Origin of the sequence: Leucobacter chromiireducens subsp. solipictus (genome assembly GCF_016758195.1) — a bacterium.
GTDB classification, from domain to species: Bacteria; Actinomycetota; Actinomycetes; order Actinomycetales; family Microbacteriaceae; genus Leucobacter; species Leucobacter solipictus.
In genome coordinates this window covers 604,805-620,721 of sequence record NZ_QYAC01000001.1, presented here as the reverse complement: position 1 = coordinate 620,721, position 15,917 = coordinate 604,805, and the positions used below count along the sequence as shown (strand labels likewise).

The following is a 15,917-nucleotide window of genomic DNA, read 5'->3' as shown; positions in this document are numbered from 1 at the left end:
TCCGGGGTGTCCCCGGGGTGGTGTCGTGGCCTGCGTGTGCAGGGCACCCGGGTGCGGAGTTCCCGAGTGCGGAGTTTTAGTGTGCGGGGCCGCTGTTTCGCGGCCGTCACCCCGGGGTTTCCCGGGCGTCACCATTTGATTTCGCGTTCGTGTCGGGGCCGCGGGGCGCAGGCGCGGCCGTGAGGGTGCTAGTATGTGAAGGTTGCCGTTCAACGGCCGCGGATAAAGAGAGCCCCAGCATCCCGCTGACGGCGCCGCGCAGCAACAGGAAGGGGATCCCTATGGCACTGGAAGCAGACGTCAAGAAGGCGATCATCGACGAGTACGCAACCAAGCCCGGCGACACCGGTTCCCCCGAGGTTCAGGTCGCCATGCTGACGCAGCGGATCAAGGATCTGACCGAGCACCTGAAGTCGCACAAGCACGATCACCACTCGCGCCGCGGCCTCCTGTTGCTCGTGGGTCAGCGCCGTCGTCTCCTGGGCTACCTCCAGGCGACCGACATCACCCGCTACCGTTCGCTCATCGAGCGTCTCGGCCTGCGTCGCTAAGCGCTGATCGCTTACTGACACTCTGCGAAGCGCCCGCCCCCGTCCAGGGGTCGGGCGCTTCTGCGTTCCCCGCCGCTTCTGCCCCCCCGCCTGCCCCGTCCGCCTGCCCCCGCCAGCCACCCTCCGGCCTACGCCCCTCCGCCTACACCCGGCAAATTATCTGCCGGGTGGCGTTTTCGGCCGAGTTTGCCTCGCGCTATCGAATTTCCCTCGGGGAGGATGCGGGGGCAGGGGGCTGGGGCAGGGGCTGGGGACCGGAGGGGCCGGGGACCGGCGTGTGTGCCGGGGGCCGGCGTAGGCGCCGGGTGCCAGGTGCCAGGTGCCGGGGGCCGGCGTGGGTGCCGGGGCTGGGAAGTTGGATCCCCGGGCCTAGCGTGAGAGCCCGGTTGCGCGCTAAGCGTCGCTCACAAGCGGCGTTTGGCGGGGTGACGCGCCGGAATGCGCGGCATCCAGTGGAGAACCCGTGGGAGTGGCCCCACGCAGAGGACACTGGCTCGCATGGACGCGCGCGCACACCTCGACCCGACCCACCTCGCCCACCTCGACCGCATGAAGGCCCGTCTCGTGCTGCGACGCGATGCGGTCGGCTGGGGCGAACACAGTGACGACGAGCTCGGTGCACAGGTCGCCGCCGGCGACCTCGTGCGCATCCTGCATGGGGCGTACGTGCGAAGCGCCGAGTGGCAGCCGCTCTACCCCGAGGATCGCGTGCTGGCGCGGACCCTCGCGGCAGCACAGCTCAACGCGCAGCGCGGGTGGGTGTTCACGCATTCATCGGCGGCGTCGCTGTGGGGATTGCCGCTTGTCGGGCTGCAGGACGCACTCGTCCATATTGCCACCGACCCGAAAGCCCCCGGTCAAAGCTCCCGAATGATCCGGAGACATCTCCTGGAACTCGAAGCAGGGGAAGTCACAGTGGTGGAAGGCGTGCGCGTGACATCGCTGGAGCGCACGCTCCTCGACCTCGCCCACTCCGCGCCCGCGGAGCTCGCGGTTCCCGCCGCGGATGCGGGGTTGCGTCGGCTCTGGGGCTGCACGCGGGATGTACCGGAGCAGGTGATCGCCGAATGGCGGCACGCACAGACGCAGCGACTGCGTCGCAGTTTCCGCCCGGGCGTGCGGCGCGCGCGGGCCGTGGTGAACATGACGGATCCGCGATCCGATTCGCCGGTGGAAAGTCTGAGCCGGCTGCAACTCGAGCGGCTGGGCATCCCGTACCAGGTGCAGGTTCCTGTGACGCTGGATCATGGTCGTACCGTCTGGATGGACTTCGAGTTCCCCGGGCAGGCGGCGTTTGGGGAGGTGGATGGGCTGGCAAAGTACCGCGATCCGGCGCTGCTGGGGGCGCGCACGTCGGCGGACGTGGTGCTCGCCGAGAAGGTCCGTGAGGACGAGGTGCGCGGTGTGACGGGGAAACGGGTCGTGCGGTGGACGCCAGAGCACCTGACGAGTGCACGCGAACTAGGAGCGCGGCTGCGCCGTTTTGGGGTCCGGGTGCCCGGGCTCCCGTGACCCCCGGACCTCCGAGACCGAGCTACAACCGAGACCGAACTGCACTCGCGCAGGGTACGGTCGGCCGGGCGCCGAACGGGCGCCGAACGGGCGCCGCAGGGAGCGAACGCGGCATCCTCCCCGAGGGAAATTCGATATCGGGAGGGAAATTCGGGCCAGAACCCCTCGGTGCAGATAATTTGGCTCGGGGAGGGCGAACCTGGGAGCGGCGGGCGGGGCGGACGGGGCCGGGCGGACGGGGCGGGGCGGGGCGGGGCGAGCGGGGGCCGCAGGGGCGGGGCGAGCGGGGGCCGCACACGCAGAACGGCCCCCGCGCCGAAGCGCGGGGGCCGTTCAGGGCACGAAGATTAGATCTTCGACGAAGCGTCCTTCAGGACGCTGCGCAGGATGCCGCCGATCTCAGCGAACTCAGCCGGACCGATGGTCAGCGGCGGAGCGAGCTGGATGACGGGGTCTCCCCGGTCGTCGGCGCGGCAGTACAGGCCGGCGTCCCACAGGGCGGGGGAGAGGTAATCGCGGAGGAGTCGGTTCGACTCTTCCTCGTTGAACGTCTCCTTGGTCGCCTTGTCCTTGACAAGCTCGATGCCGAAGAAGTAGCCCTCGCCACGCACGTCACCGACGATGTCGATGTCGAGCAGCTTCTCGAGCTCGGCGCGGAACAGCGGGCTGTTCTCGCGCACGCGGCCGTTGAGGTCCTCTTCCTCGAAGATGTCGAGGTTCTCGAGGGCCGCAGCCGCCGCCGCCGGGTGACCAGCGAAGGTAAAGCCGTGGTAGAAGGTGTTGTCCTCCGAGTTGAAGGGCTCCGACACCTTGTCCGAGACGATCATGGCACCGAGGGGGACGTAGCCCGAGGTGATGCCCTTCGCCGAGGTGATGATGTCGGGCTCGTAGCCGAGTGCCTTCGATGCGAAGAACTCGCCGACGCGGCCGTAGGCGCAGATGACCTCATCCGAGACGAGCAGCACGTCGTACTGGTCGCAGATCTCGCGGACGCGCTTGAAGTACCCGGGGGGCGGCGGGAAGCAGCCGCCCGAGTTCTGCACGGGCTCGAGGAAGACGGCAGCAACGGTCTCGGGACCCTCGAAGAGGATCGCCTCCTCGATGCGGTTTGCCGCCCACTGGCCGAATGCCTCGAGGTCGTTGGACGGAGCGCCCATTTCCTCAGCGCGGTAGAAGTTCGTGTTCGGCACGCGGTGACCGCCGGGGGTCAGCGGCTCGTAGAACTTCTTCATGTCGGGGATGCCGGTGATCGCCAGGGCGCCCTGCGGGGTGCCGTGGTATGCCACGGACCGCGAGATCACCTTGTGCTTCATGGGCTGGCCCTTGATCTTCCAGAAGTGCTTTGCCAGCTTGAACGCCGACTCCACAGCCTCGCCACCACCGGTGGTGAAGAAGACCTTGTTCATCTCGCCGGGCGCGTACGAGGAGAGGCGCTCCGAGAGCTCGATCGCAGCCGGGTGGCCGTAGGACCAGATCGGCATGAAGTCGAGCTGCTGCATCTGCTTGGCAGCTGCCTGCACGATGCGCTCGCGGCCGTGGCCGGCGTTCACAACGAACAGACCTGCGAGGCCGTCGATGTACTCCTTGCCAGCAGCATCGTAGATGTGGTGGCCCTCGGCGCGGGTGATGACGGGGATGCCGTCGTTGAGCACCTTGCGGTTGGTGAAGTGCGGCCACATGTGGCGCTTGGCCGAAGCCTGGAGCGCCGCGGTGTCAACCGCCGCAGTGGGATCGTATGACATGGTTATCTGGTTCCCCAATCGTATTTCTGTTTGGTGAGTTGGAGGTATACGAAGGTCTCCGTCGCCGAGACCCCTTCGACCGCGCGAATCTTCTCGTTGAGCAGTTCGATGAGGCCGTCGTCGTCCTCACAGACCACCTCGACGATGATGTCGAAGGAGCCCGCGCTGAGGACGACGTAGCTGATCTCGGGGATCGCGGAGAGCTGATCGGCGACGACACGCGTGTCGCCGGAGACCCGGATGCCGAGCATGGCCTGGCGGGTGAAGCCGAGGCGCATGGGGTCGGTCACTGCCACAATCTGCATGACCCCGGTATCCGTAAGCTTCTGCACCCGCTGCCGGACGGCGGCCTCGCTGAGGCCGACAGCCTTCCCGATTTCTGCGTACGAACGGCGGCCATCGCGCTGAAGTTGCTCGATGATCGCTTTCGACGTGGTGTCGAGAGTTTGCGACGGGCGTTTGGTGCTCACGTTACTGATTCTTGCAGTCTGAACCTGAAAAAGCAAAGGAATCCGAAGTTACGGGCGGGCAAACCTGAGGTTTTCCCCCTTCTTGCACTCGGCGCGCTCCCTCGCCTCGGCGCGTCCGGCGGCGAAGTCTGGTCGAGTGCGGCCCCGGAACGACCAGTGTCAGTTTCGGTGACATTCGTGGTGATTGTCGAATTTTTCGCAGTTTTCCCTGCTTCGGTAACTGTTCCGTGAAGAATTCTGGTTCCAGAGGTTCAGGTCGTTGCGGTGGGGGAGTGTCTGTGCCATTCTCATGATCACCACCCGGCAGAGTCGCCGTTTGTGCGCGTGTCGGATCGCCACTGAGAAACCAAGGGAGATCTCTCATGGTCCGTCGTCCAGAAGACCCGATTGTCCGAAATATCGTGCAGCTGCTTCGCGGCGCGCAGATGAACCGGCGGCAGCTGCTGCGCGGTGCCGCGGTGGGGGCCGCGGGCGCTGGGGCGCTCGGACTCGCCTCGTGTGCGTCGAACTCCGGCGGTGGCGGCGGCGGGGGCGAGGGCATCGTCTGGGGAAACTGGACGTACTACCTCGACTTCGATGAGTCCACGGGCAGCTTCACCTCGCTCGACAATTTCGTGGATCAGGCGGGATTCAGCGTCGACTACATCGAGGATATTGACGACAACAACACGTTCTACGGCAAGATCAAGGATCAGCTGAAGCTCGGGCAGTTCACGGGCTACGACACGGTCACCTTCACCGACTGGATGAACGGTCGCTTGATCAACGACACGCAAGTGCAGGAGTTCGACTACGCGAATCTCCCCAACGTCGAGGCGAACCTCGTCGACGCGCAGTGGGACGCGCTCGATGTGGATCCGGGCCGCAAGTTCACGATCCCGTGGCAGCTCCCGGCCTCCGGCTGGGTGTGGAACACGGAGGCGGTGCCGCAGGGCATTAAGACGCTCGACGACTTCCTGCGCCCGGAGCTGAAGGGTAAGGTCGTGGTGCTCAGCGAGATGCGCGACACGATGGGCATGGTGATGGCCGGACTGGGAACGGACCCGAACAGCGACTGGGGCGACACCGAGTTCGACGCGGCGCTTGCCTGGCTCGACGACGCGCTGAAGAGCGGCCAGATCGGCAACGTGAAGGGCAATAGCTACACCCAGGACCTCATCACGGGCGACGCGCTCGCGGCGATGGCGTGGACCGGCGACGTGGTGATGCTGAACGCCGAGAACGACAACCAGTGGACGCTGGAGATTCCTGAGTCGGGCGGCATGATCGCGGCCGACTCGTTCACCGTGCCGAACGGCACCAGTGCCGAGGCAAAGGCGCAGGTCGAAGAGCTCATCAACTACTACTACGACCCCGTGGTCATGGCGGAGGTCGCGAATTACGTCACCTTTGTGCCCCCGGTGAAGGGTACGCAGGAGGAAATGCGCAAGATCAATCCGGAGAACGCGGACAACCCGCTGATCTTCCCGGACGACAAGGATTGGGAGCACCTCCACAACTTCCGTACGCTCACCGCCGAAGAGGACAAGAAGTACTCGACGGCCTTCCAGAATGTGTTGGGACTGTAGACATGGCAGCACACGGCACCTTTGCTGAATCCGGTGCCGACCTCGAACTGGTCGGCATCCAGAAGCGTTTCCCCGGCTTTACCGCCATCGAACACCTCGATCTCACGATCCCCGCCGGATCGTTCTTCGCGTTGCTCGGCCCCTCGGGCTGCGGCAAGACGACCACCCTGCGGCTGGTCGCGGGCCTGGAGGAGCCCTCGGCGGGCAAGATCCTGATCGGCGGCACGGACGTGAGCGCGCTGAAGCCGCACAAGCGCCCGGTCAACACCGTGTTCCAGTCGTACGCGCTGTTCCCGCACATGACGATCCTGGAGAATGTCGCGTTCGGGCTCCGCCGGCGCAAGATGGGCGACCCGGTCGGCAAGGCGCACGAGGCGCTGCGCCTGGTCGAGCTGGATCACGTGGCGGATCGCAAGCCGGCCCAGCTCTCGGGCGGGCAGCAGCAGCGCGTGGCGCTGGCCCGCGCGGTCGTGAACCGGCCGGCGCTGCTGCTGCTCGACGAACCCCTCGGCGCGCTGGACCTGAAGCTGCGGCGCCAGATGCAGCAGGAGCTGAAGCAGATCCAGCAGGAGGTCGGCCTGACCTTCTTGCACGTGACCCACGATCAGGAGGAGGCCATGACCATGGCCGACACGGTCGCGGTGATGAACAAGGGGCGGATCGAGCAGATGGGGGCGCCGGAGGAACTGTACGAGCTGCCGCGCACCGTGTTCGTCGCAAACTTCCTGGGACAGTCCAACCTGTTCCAGGTCGACGTGGTGGGGAGCACCGACCAGGTGATCCACACGGATCTCGCGGGCACGCGGCTGTCGGTGCCGCGGAGCCGGAGCGAGCGCGACAGCGGCACGATCACGATCGGCGTACGGCCGGAGAAGCTCATGCTCAGCCGGGAGGCACCCGCGGCGGATCCGGCCCGGAACGTGGTCGGTCCCGGCCGGATCACGGATGTGTCGTTTATCGGCGTGAGCACCCAATACACGGTGCACGTCCCGGGCTCGGATCCCGTGCACGTGTTCGCGCAGAACCTGCAGGCGGGCCCGGCCGCCCAGCTGGGCGACGAGGTATGGCTCAGCTGGTTCACGGAGCACACCTTCGGCCTGGCGGACGACCGGCTCGACACGGGCGCGCTGACCACCGAGTACTCGACGCGGGCCATCGCGACCCAGGCCGCGCTCGCGGAGTAGGGGAGGCGACCATGGCTTTTACCGCCTTTTCCGGCGGCCCGACGAAAGTGGTTGAGCAGGCACCGCGCAAGCGGGGCTGGATCGCGCTGCTGCTGCTCGCGCCGGGCATCGCCTACATGCTGCTGTTCTTCGTGGCACCGTTCGTGCAGCTCGCGATCACGTCACTCCAGGCCCCCGCGGACAGCGGTGGGATCGGGCAGTACGTGGCGGCCGCGCAGTTCTCGAACTACTGGGTCGCGATGCAGGAGTACTGGCCGCACCTGCTGCGCTCCTTTATCTATGCGATCGTGGCGACGATCATCGGGCTGTGCATCAGTTACCCGGTGGCGTACCTCATCGGGGTGAAGGTGCGGTCGCGGCCGATGCTGCAGGGGATCCTGCTGATCCTCGTCGTCGCTCCGTTTTTCATTAGCTTCTTGCTGCGCACCCTCGCGTGGAAGTCGATCCTGCCGAGCGAGCTCGTGGGCACGCACTTCTCCGTGATCTTCGGTTTGGTCTACAACTTCATTCCGTTCATGGTGCTGCCGATGTTCTCCTCGTTGCAGGCGCTCGATCTGCGGCTCCTCGAAGCGGGGTCGGATCTGTACGCCTCACCGGTGACGACGTTCCGGCGGGTGACCCTGCCGCTGTCGATGCCGGGCGTGGTGTCGGGGACGCTACTCAGCTTCATCCCGATGTCGGGCGACTACGTGAACGCGTCGCGGGAGTTCCTGGGTGGGACGTCGACCACGATGATCGGCAACGTGATCGAGTCGAACTTCCTGCAAACCCAGAACTATCCGATGGCGGCGACGCTGTCGATCATCCTGATGATCGTGATCCTGGTGATCGTGGCTACGTATGTGCGCAAGAGCGGGGCGGAGGATCTGCTGTGAAGGGCTTCACTCTCGGAAAAGCGTTTGTGCCGGTCGTCGCTACGATCGCGCTCGTGTACCTGCTGCTGCCGATCGCGCACGTCATCCTGTTCTCGTTCAACGACGCGGGGCGCAACAACATCATCTGGCGTGGCTTCACGCTCGACAACTGGCAGAACCCGTGCGGGGCGCCGCAGGTGTGCACTGCGTTTGGCAACTCCATCCTGGTCGGTGTCGTCGCGACCGTGATCGCGACGGTACTCGGCACGATGATCGCGCTCGCGCTCGTCCGCTACCGCTTCAAGTTCCGCTCCACGATCAGCCTGCTGCTGTTCACGCCCATGGCGACCCCCGAGGTGGTGCTCGGGGCGGGTCTCGCGGCGCAGTTCCTGCTCGCGGGCGTGGAGAAGGGGATCGGCACGATCATCCTCGCGCACACGATGTTCTGTATTTCCTACGTGGTGGTCGCGGTGAAGGCGCGGGTCGCGAGCCTGAACCCGGCGATCGAGGAGGCGGGGCGGGACCTCTACGCCTCCCCGGGGCAGGTGTTCTGGCGGATCACCCTCCCGATGCTGATGCCCGGGATCATCGGTGCGGCCCTGCTCAGCTTCGCGTTGTCGTTCGATGACTTCATCATCACGAACTTCAACTCCGGCACGGCGACGACCTTCCCGAAGTTCATCTACGTGTCCGCCCTGAAGGGCGTTCCCGCGCAGGCGAATGTGCTCGCCTCGATCGTGTTTGTGGGGGCGCTGCTGCTCGTGATCATCGTGCAGATGGTCAACATCAACAAACAGAGACGGCTCGCCAGGCAGTGACCGTCGGCCGGCGCCGCAGCCGGCCGACGGACGAGAAACCCGCGCTCCCGCCGAAGATTCTTCGGTCCGGGGGTGCGGGTTTTGGCGTGGGGGCCGAATCCGGAGGATGATGTCTCCCGTGGCGGGGCACGATCCCGCCGAACTGCATGTCGCATCGGGGCGCACAGGCCCGGTGCGACTCTCGCTGTTGAGGAGAGCACATGACAAAGACGTTGATGCCGGCCGCCAAGCGCGGTGGGTCTCTGAAGCGCAACCTCGGGCTGTGGGCCATCGTCGGCCTCGGACTCGGCTATATGACCCCCACGGTGGTGTTTGACACCTTCGGCATGGTCGCCCGGGACACCGCCAACGTGGTGCCGCTCGCCTACCTTGTTGCGCTGATCGTGATGATCTTCACCGCGGTGAGCTACGGCAAGATGGCGGGGGCGATCCCCAGTGCGGGATCCGCCTACACCTACGTCAAGGAGTCGATGCACCCGAACGTTGGCTTCATGGTCGGCTGGACCTCGCTGATCGACTACATGCTGCTGCCGATGGTGAACTGCCTCATCATCCGGAGCTACCTCGAGGCGGTGTTCCCCGGGATTCCCGGCTGGATCTGGGTGGTGCTGTACTGCATCCTCGTCACGGGCGTGATCTACTTCACGATGCGTGGCACCTCAAACCTGAACATGCTGCTGCTCGTGTTCTCGATCGTCGTGATGACCGTGTTCGTGGTCATGGTGTGGGCGCAGCTCGCGGGCGGCGAGGGCGTCGGCACGGTCGCCTCGATGCAGCCGTTTATCCACGACGGGGTCACGATGGGCGCGGTGCTCATGGGTGCCACGATCGTGTGCTTCTCCTTCATCGGCTTCGACGCGGTCACGATGTACGTCGAGGAGGCGAAGAGCCCGAAGATCATGCCGCGCGCGATCCTCCTCACGGTGGTCATCGGTGGCGCCATCTTCCTGATCGCCGGCTACTTCACGCAGCTGCGTTTCCCGGACTGGAACGTGTTCGCGCCCGGCGGCGACATGCAGTACGTCGAGGATTCGACCCTGCCGCTGATCGGGAACTTCGTTGGCGGCCCCGTGCTCCAGGCGGTGCTCACGGCCGCGGGCTTCGCGGCGACCCTCGCCTCGGGCCTCGCCTCGCACGCCTCGGTGTCGCGCATGCTGCTCGTGATGGGCCGCAACAACGTGCTTCCGAAGAAGTTCTTCGGCTACATCAACCCGAAGACGCACACCCCGACCTTCAACATTGTGCTCACGGGCGCGGTCTGCCTGCTCGCGATCGCCTTCACGCTCGAGATGATCGCGGCGTTCATCAACTACGGCGCGCTCATTGCCTTCACGTTCGTGAACCTCTCGGTGATCGCCTGGTTCGCGATCCGACAGGGCCGCCGCCGCACCCCGAAGGACATCTTCTGGTTCATCATCATGCCGGGCATCGGCACGCTGCTCACCGGCGTGCTCTGGGCGAACCTGCACGTGGACGCGCTCATCGGCGGTGTTGCCTGGACGCTGATCGGTCTCGCATATCTCGTGTACCTCACGCGCGGCTTCCGGCGGAAGGTCGCGGGCTTCGATGAGAGCCAGCCGGTGACCGGCTACAACAAGGTGCCGGTCGACGACTAAACCGACGGGCGGCGAACGCTAGTGGGTGAGCGCCGGGCGTTGGGGTTCTGCGGAATCCGCCGCCCGGCGTTCGCGTCGCAGCTCCGCGTCGAACAGGGGGAGCGTGATCCCGCACAGCGGCCCGATGAGCAGGGCGAAGGCCACCGTGCCGAGGCCGACGTTGCCGCCGAGGATCCAGCCGATGACCAGCACCGTCAGCTCGACGCCGGTGCGGGCGATCCAGATGGGGGTGCCGAAGCGGGCGTGGATGCCCGTCATCAGGCCGTCCCGCGGGCCGGGGCCGAGGCGCGCGCCGATGTAGATGCCGCTTGCGACGGCGAGCAGCAGCATCCCGATCGTGAAGAACGCGATGCGCAGCCACATCGACTCGGGGACCGGCAGCAGCCAGAGGCCGAGGTCGATGCCGGGGCCCACCAGCAGGATGTTCAGGATCGTGCCGAGGCCCGGGCGCTGTCGCAGCGGGATCCAGAGCAGGAGGACGGTGAGTCCGATGATGTTCGTGAGGATCCCGATGCTCAACGGGGTGTGCAGCGAAACGCCCTGCGCAAACACCGTCCAGGGGTCGACGCCGACGGCGGCGCGGATCATGAACGCGTCGGCGATGCCGTAGAGCAGCAGGCCGGGGATGAGTCTCAGGAGTCGAAGGGTCACGGTAATCAGTCCACCTGAAAGTGGCCTGGTGCGCAACAGGCCAATCTGTCTATAGTGGCCTCATGATCGCCCAGCGAGTTTCGGCACGTCGCCTGCACCAGCTCCTCGGCCAGTGGCGCGGCGACAGCCACAGCTACCACGAGCTCAGCGAGAGCATCGTGCTGCTCGTGCGCGACGGCGGCCTTCCCGCGGGATCAGCGCTACCGGCGGAACGCCCGCTCGCGGAGGAGCTCGGGGTCAGCCGCACCACCGTAGCGGCGGCCTACCAGCAGCTCCGCGAGGCCGGTGCCGCGGTGTCACGGCGGGGGTCGGGCACCGTGGTCCGCGCGCCGCGGTCCTCCGAGACCGGCGCCTGGGCGGAGCCGAACGAGGAGTCCCTCGACCTGACCCGCGCCTCGCCCGGCCCCTGGGGCGGCCTGCCCGCGTTAAGTCAGCGGGCGCTCGCGGAGCACGGCGACGTGTTTCAGCTCGACGGCTACGACACGATCGGCCGGCCCGAGCTCCGCGCCGCGCTCGCCGCACGCTACACCGCGCGCGGGCTGCCCACCGATCCGGGGCAGATCATGGTCACGCTCGGTGCCCAGCACGCGATCTACCTGATCGCGCGGACGATCCTGCGGCGCGGCGACCGGAGCCTCGTGGAATCGCCGAGCTACCCCCACGCCCGCGAGGCGCTTGCCGCGGCCGGCGGCCCCGTCGCGGAGCTGCCCGTGCACGGGCGGGGATACGACGCGGCGAGCATGCTGAGCATCGCGGCGCAGAGCGCGGCCCACCTCGCCTATCTGATTCCGGATCACCAGAATCCGACCGGCCTCAGCATGCCGGGTGAGCTCCGCGCGGAGCTCATCGGGGCCCTCGCGAGTCGGGGCGCCTATATCGTCGTCGACGAGACCACCGCCGAACTGACGCTCGGCGGGGCGCGAACGATCCGGCCGTTCGCCGCGTTCGCGGACCACGCGCACCAGCGCGATCAGATCCTCACGGTCGGGTCGCTGGGGAAGACCGTGTGGGGCGGCCTGCGGATCGGGTGGATCCGCGCAAGCTCCGCCCTGATCGCACAGCTGGAGGCGGCCCGACGTATCGGCGACCTCGGCACCGGGGCCTGGGAACAGGTGCTCGCGCAACTGGCACTGGAGCGCTACGACGAGATCCTGGCGGAACGCTCCGGGGAACTGACCGCGAGCCATCGCGTCCTCGTCGAGGCGGTCGCGGCCCAGCTGCCGGACTGGGAGCTGTCGCGGGCCGGAGGCGGCGTCGCGGTCTGGGCGGATCTGGGCGTGCCCGAGAGCACCCGCTTGAGCCGGGCGGCCGCGCGGCTCGGCCTCCGCATCCCGCCCGGCCCGCGCTACGGCAGTCCGGGGGTCTTCGAGCGGTTCGTGCGCCTCCCGTTCACGGCACCCCCCGCGCAGCTCGACCGGGCCATCGGCGTGCTTGCGTCGGCGTGGGGCGACCGCGCCCAGGGGGCGGCGGTCTCCGAGCCGGGCGGCGCGGTGATCTAGTCCCGGGCGATAGACTGTCAGGATTATGCTCGAACTTGACTTCAGTGCCCGGATCCGCGCGCTGCGCGCCACCTACGCCGATATCGCAGCCGTGATGGATCTGCCGCGCCTCGAGCGCGAGATCGTCGAGCTCGAAGAGCAGGCGGCGGCACCGAATCTGTGGGACGATCCCGCGGCCGCGCAGCTCGTCACCAGCGGGCTGTCGCACCGCCAGGCGAACGTCAAGCGGCTGCGCGCGGTCGAGTCCCGCCTCGACGATCTCGAGGTGCTGGTGGAGCTGGCGCTCGAGATGGAAGACGAGGAGTCCGGCGCGGAAGCCACGGCCGAGCTCGAAGCGCTGGAGGGCGTGATCCAGAACCTCGAGGTGCAGACCATGCTCTCCGGGGAATACGACGAGCGCTCCGCCGTGGTCACGATCCGATCTGGCGCGGGCGGCGACGACGCGACCGACTTCGCGGAGATGCTCCTGCGCATGTACCTCCGCTGGGCCGAGCACCGCGGCTACAAGACCAAGGTGCTGGACACCTCCTACGCGGAGGGCGCGGGCATCAAGTCCGCGACCTTTGAGGTCGAAGCCCCCTACGCCTTCGGCACGCTCTCGGTCGAGGCCGGCACCCACCGGCTCGCGCGGATCAGCCCGTTCGGCTCGGCGGACAAGCGGCAGACGAGCTTCGCGGGCGTCGAGGTGATCCCGCTGCTCGAGGAGGCGACCTCGGTCGAGATCCCCGAAACGGATATTCGCGTGGACGTCTACCGCTCCTCGGGGCCCGGCGGGCAGTCCGTGAACACCACCGACTCCGCGGTGCGGCTGACACACATCCCGACGGGGATCGTGGTGTCCATGCAGAACGAGAAGTCGCAGATCCAGAACCGCGCCGCGGCGATGCGCGTGCTCCAAACCCGCCTGCTCCTGTTGCAGCGCGAGCAGGAGGCCGCGAAGAAGAAGGAGCTTGCCGGCAGCGTCACCGCGAGCTGGGGCGATCAGATTCGCTCCTACTTCCTCTACGGCCAGCAGTTGGTGAAGGACCTCCGGACCGGGTTCGAATCTTCCCAGCCGGACGCGGTGTTTGACGGCGAGATCGACGGTTTCATCGCCGCGGGCATCCGGTGGCGATCCCTCGAGAAAGCCCAGTAGGCGCCCCAAGCTGGGGGAAGCCCGCATATCCCAGCGCGCCTGCAGCCCGCAGCTGGGCGTGGGGCGTAGGGTCGTAGCGTCATGATCCTCTTTGAGAACGTCACTAAAAAGTACCGGGGCACCGCGAAACCCGCGCTCGACGGTATCGACCTGCAGGTCGACCGTGGCGAGTTCGTGTTCATCGTGGGCGCTTCCGGATCCGGCAAATCGAGCTGCCTGCGCTTGATCCTGCGCGAAGACCAGCCGAGCTCGGGGAAGATCCACGTGCTGGGGCAGGACCTCAGCAAGATCTCCTCGCGGAAGGTGCCGTATTTCCGGCGCAACCTGGGCACGGTGTTCCAGGACTTCCGGCTCCTCACGAACAAGACCGTGTACGACAACGTCGCGTTCTCGCTGCAGGTCATCGGGAAGTCCCGCGGCTTTATCCAGGAGGCGGTGCCGGACACGCTCGAAATGGTGGGTCTGGCGAACAAGGCCAAGCGGTTCCCGCACGAGCTGTCCGGCGGCGAGCAGCAGCGCGTGGCGATCGCGCGCGCCATCGTGAATAAGCCCGCCATTCTGCTCGCTGACGAGCCGACCGGAAACCTGGACCCGGCGACCAGCCTCGGGATCATGCAGCTGCTTCGCGCCATTAACGCGGCGGGCACGACCGTGGTGATGGCCACGCACGAGGCCACGTTCGTGGACATCATGCAGCAGCGTGTCGTGGAGCTCTCGCAGGGCGTCATCGTTCGCGACGAGCAGGGCGGCGGCTACGGCGAGACCGCGTCGATCCCGGTCGCCGACCTTTCCGCGGAGGGCGTTCGCGTGCTCCGCACGACGGAGGCCGTGGTGCGGGCCGCATTGGAGCCCGAAGAACTCGCGCGGGCCAACGCGGAAGCCGCCGCGGGCGCCGCGGCGGTCGAGGACGGCGCGGGCAGCGCGGCCGCGGTAGCCGCTGCGACGACCGAGGCCCGCGTCGTCAGCGCGGCCGCCGCCGCAGCGGCTGGAGCGGCCGCCGCAGCGGTGACCGAGGCTGCCGCGGACCCTGGATCCGGGGCGGAAGCCGCGGGATCCACGGACCCCGCCGCGGACGCGACGCCCGAGGCATCGGTGTACGAGGAGCCGCGTCCGTTTGGGGAGCACGATCCGGCGATCGACGGCGACGACTGGGACGACACCGTCCGCGCCGACGGGGGGCCGCACGCCAAGCGCATTCCCGGGTTCCTGGATCCCGGGCGCCCCATGGACCCCGTGCAGATGTCGGAGACCGGCAGCCTCGCGGAGCACCTGGGACTGGACCGGAACGACGATGAGCAGACAGATGTGGGGCCCGTACGATGAGAGTGGGACTCGTGCTCGGTGAGGTCTGGAACGGCCTCCGTCGCAATATGTCCGTGGTGATCTCCGTGATCCTCGTAACCTTCGTGTCGCTCACCTTCGTGGGGGCCGCGATCATCATGCAGCTGCAGGTGCAGCAGATGAAGACCTTCTGGTACGACCGCGCCCAGGTCGCGGTATACCTGTGCACGGACTACGACCAGAGTGCGACCTGCGCGGGCACCGACGCGGGGGAGGCGGAGATCGCCGCCGTCGAGGACGCCCTGAAGTCGGACACCCTCACGCCGTACGTCGACGACTACTTCTTCGTGGATCACGACGAGGCCTACGACGAGTTCACGAAGCAGTTCGAGGGCAACCCGATCGTCGACATCACGAAACCGGAGCAGCTGAACCAGACGTTCTGGATCAAGCTCACCGATCCCTCGAAGTCCGAGATCATCACCGAGACGTTCAGCGGGATCCCGGGCGTGCAGAGCGTCTCGGATCAGCGCAGTCTGCTCGACCGGATCTTCCTGTTCCTCGGCGCCGCGAGCTACACTGCGATCGCGATCGCCGGCCTGATGCTGGTCGCGGCGATGCTCCTGATTTCGACGACGATCCGGCTCTCGGCATACTCGCGCCGCCGAGAGATCGGGATCATGCGTCTTGTGGGCGCGTCGAACCGGTTCATCCAAACGCCATTCATTCTCGAGGGCATCATCGCCGCCCTGATCGGGGCGGTGCTCGCGAGCGCGGCGTCGGTGTCGATCGTGAAATTCTTCGTGCAGGGCTTCCTCGCGCGTGAGATCCCGTTCACCAGTTACATCACGGTGGAGCAATCGCTGATCGTGCCGCCGGTACTGATCCTCGTGGGCGTCGTGCTGTCCGCGATCGCCGCGAAGATCGCGATCACCCGCTACCTCCGGGTGTAGCGCTGCGGCGGCGCGTGGGTTCACGCGCGCCGCCGCAGAAATCCGCTAGGCTAGAGCCTTCCGCGGCACGTGCTGCGACTGCC

Annotated in this window: 14 protein-coding genes; 11 read left to right on the top strand and 3 right to left on the bottom strand. The window is 67.0% G+C overall.

Going from position 1 to position 15,917, the window contains the following annotated elements; all coding sequences use genetic code 11:
• Positions 1-281 precede the first annotated feature (281 nt).
• Both rpsO and D3230_RS02870 read left to right on the top strand, forming a co-directional pair.
• Positions 282-551, top strand: a complete 270-nt coding sequence (rpsO, locus tag D3230_RS02875; protein WP_202343479.1) for a 30S ribosomal protein S15 — start codon at positions 282-284, stop codon at positions 549-551.
• Positions 552-1,049: 498 nt separating this feature from the next.
• Positions 1,050-2,063 (top strand): hypothetical protein, encoded by a 1,014-nt coding sequence (locus tag D3230_RS02870; RefSeq protein WP_202343478.1) that lies wholly within the window; start codon positions 1,050-1,052, stop codon positions 2,061-2,063.
• A 347-nt stretch (positions 2,064-2,410) separates the two neighbouring features.
• Here the strand turns inward: D3230_RS02870 and D3230_RS02865 are convergent, their stop codons facing one another.
• Together D3230_RS02865 and D3230_RS02860 are read right to left on the bottom strand one after the other, a co-directional pair.
• Complete coding sequence (locus D3230_RS02865) at positions 2,411-3,805, bottom strand: aspartate aminotransferase family protein (RefSeq protein WP_202343477.1); 1,395 nt, start codon at positions 3,803-3,805, stop codon at positions 2,411-2,413.
• Between the two features lie 2 nt (positions 3,806-3,807).
• Positions 3,808-4,275, bottom strand: a complete 468-nt coding sequence (locus tag D3230_RS02860) for an AsnC family transcriptional regulator (protein ID WP_202343476.1) — start codon at positions 4,273-4,275, stop codon at positions 3,808-3,810.
• A gap of 362 nt (positions 4,276-4,637) precedes the next feature.
• Between D3230_RS02860 and D3230_RS02855 the strand changes: the two genes are divergently transcribed.
• From D3230_RS02855 to D3230_RS02835, 5 genes are all read left to right on the top strand, one after another.
• Positions 4,638-5,843: an ABC transporter substrate-binding protein gene (locus D3230_RS02855; protein ID WP_202343475.1), complete on the top strand. Its 1,206-nt coding sequence runs from the start codon at positions 4,638-4,640 to the stop codon at positions 5,841-5,843.
• 2 nt (positions 5,844-5,845) lie between these two features.
• The gene (locus D3230_RS02850; RefSeq protein ID WP_202343474.1) at positions 5,846-7,027 is read left to right on the top strand and encodes an ABC transporter ATP-binding protein; all 1,182 of its coding nucleotides are present in this window, start codon (positions 5,846-5,848) and stop codon (positions 7,025-7,027) included.
• An 11-nt stretch (positions 7,028-7,038) separates the two neighbouring features.
• Positions 7,039-7,902 (top strand): ABC transporter permease, encoded by an 864-nt coding sequence (locus tag D3230_RS02845; RefSeq protein ID WP_202343473.1) that lies wholly within the window; start codon positions 7,039-7,041, stop codon positions 7,900-7,902.
• Positions 7,899-8,699, top strand: a complete 801-nt coding sequence (locus D3230_RS02840; protein WP_202343472.1) for an ABC transporter permease subunit — start codon at positions 7,899-7,901, stop codon at positions 8,697-8,699. Before D3230_RS02845 ends, D3230_RS02840 begins: the two co-directional genes overlap by 4 nt.
• Positions 8,700-8,899: 200 nt before the next feature.
• Positions 8,900-10,315 (top strand): APC family permease, encoded by a 1,416-nt coding sequence (locus D3230_RS02835; RefSeq protein ID WP_202343471.1) that lies wholly within the window; start codon positions 8,900-8,902, stop codon positions 10,313-10,315.
• Positions 10,316-10,333: 18 nt separating this feature from the next.
• Here D3230_RS02835 and yczE read toward each other — a convergent pair whose 3' ends face one another.
• Positions 10,334-10,966, bottom strand: a complete 633-nt coding sequence (gene yczE / locus D3230_RS02830; RefSeq protein ID WP_202343470.1) for a membrane protein YczE — start codon at positions 10,964-10,966, stop codon at positions 10,334-10,336.
• A 62-nt stretch (positions 10,967-11,028) separates the two neighbouring features.
• On the opposite strand from yczE, the gene yczR reads away from it, so the two are divergent.
• The 4 genes from yczR (at position 11,029) to ftsX (ending at position 15,834) form a co-directional block, all read left to right on the top strand.
• A complete protein-coding gene (yczR, locus tag D3230_RS02825) occupies positions 11,029-12,465 on the top strand; it encodes a MocR-like transcription factor YczR (protein WP_202343469.1) in 1,437 nt (478 codons plus the stop codon).
• A 25-nt stretch (positions 12,466-12,490) separates the two neighbouring features.
• A complete protein-coding gene (gene prfB / locus D3230_RS02820) occupies positions 12,491-13,600 on the top strand; it encodes a peptide chain release factor 2 (RefSeq protein ID WP_202343468.1) in 1,110 nt (369 codons plus the stop codon).
• 81 nt (positions 13,601-13,681) lie between these two features.
• Entirely contained in the window at positions 13,682-14,923 is a 1,242-nt protein-coding gene (gene ftsE / locus D3230_RS02815) for a cell division ATP-binding protein FtsE (protein WP_202343467.1), read from the top strand.
• On the top strand, positions 14,920-15,834 hold the full coding sequence (ftsX, locus tag D3230_RS02810; protein WP_202343466.1) for a permease-like cell division protein FtsX: 915 nt from the start codon (positions 14,920-14,922) through the stop codon (positions 15,832-15,834). The genes ftsE and ftsX overlap by 4 nt, the downstream gene beginning before the upstream one ends.
• Positions 15,835-15,917: the final 83 nt, after the last annotated feature.

Coding starts and splice junctions, on each gene's coding strand:
- ftsE (WP_202343467.1), top strand. CDS start 13,682: ATGATCCTCTTTGAGAACGTCACTAAAAAGTACCGGGGCACCGCGAAA.
- rpsO (WP_202343479.1), top strand. CDS start 282: ATGGCACTGGAAGCAGACGTCAAGAAGGCGATCATCGACGAGTACGCA.
- D3230_RS02865 (WP_202343477.1), bottom strand. CDS start 3,805: ATGTCATACGATCCCACTGCGGCGGTTGACACCGCGGCGCTCCAGGCT.
- D3230_RS02850 (WP_202343474.1), top strand. CDS start 5,846: ATGGCAGCACACGGCACCTTTGCTGAATCCGGTGCCGACCTCGAACTG.
- prfB (WP_202343468.1), top strand. CDS start 12,491: ATGCTCGAACTTGACTTCAGTGCCCGGATCCGCGCGCTGCGCGCCACC.
- D3230_RS02870 (WP_202343478.1), top strand. CDS start 1,050: ATGGACGCGCGCGCACACCTCGACCCGACCCACCTCGCCCACCTCGAC.
- yczR (WP_202343469.1), top strand. CDS start 11,029: ATGATCGCCCAGCGAGTTTCGGCACGTCGCCTGCACCAGCTCCTCGGC.
- D3230_RS02845 (WP_202343473.1), top strand. CDS start 7,039: ATGGCTTTTACCGCCTTTTCCGGCGGCCCGACGAAAGTGGTTGAGCAG.
- ftsX (WP_202343466.1), top strand. CDS start 14,920: ATGAGAGTGGGACTCGTGCTCGGTGAGGTCTGGAACGGCCTCCGTCGC.
- D3230_RS02835 (WP_202343471.1), top strand. CDS start 8,900: ATGACAAAGACGTTGATGCCGGCCGCCAAGCGCGGTGGGTCTCTGAAG.
- D3230_RS02855 (WP_202343475.1), top strand. CDS start 4,638: ATGGTCCGTCGTCCAGAAGACCCGATTGTCCGAAATATCGTGCAGCTG.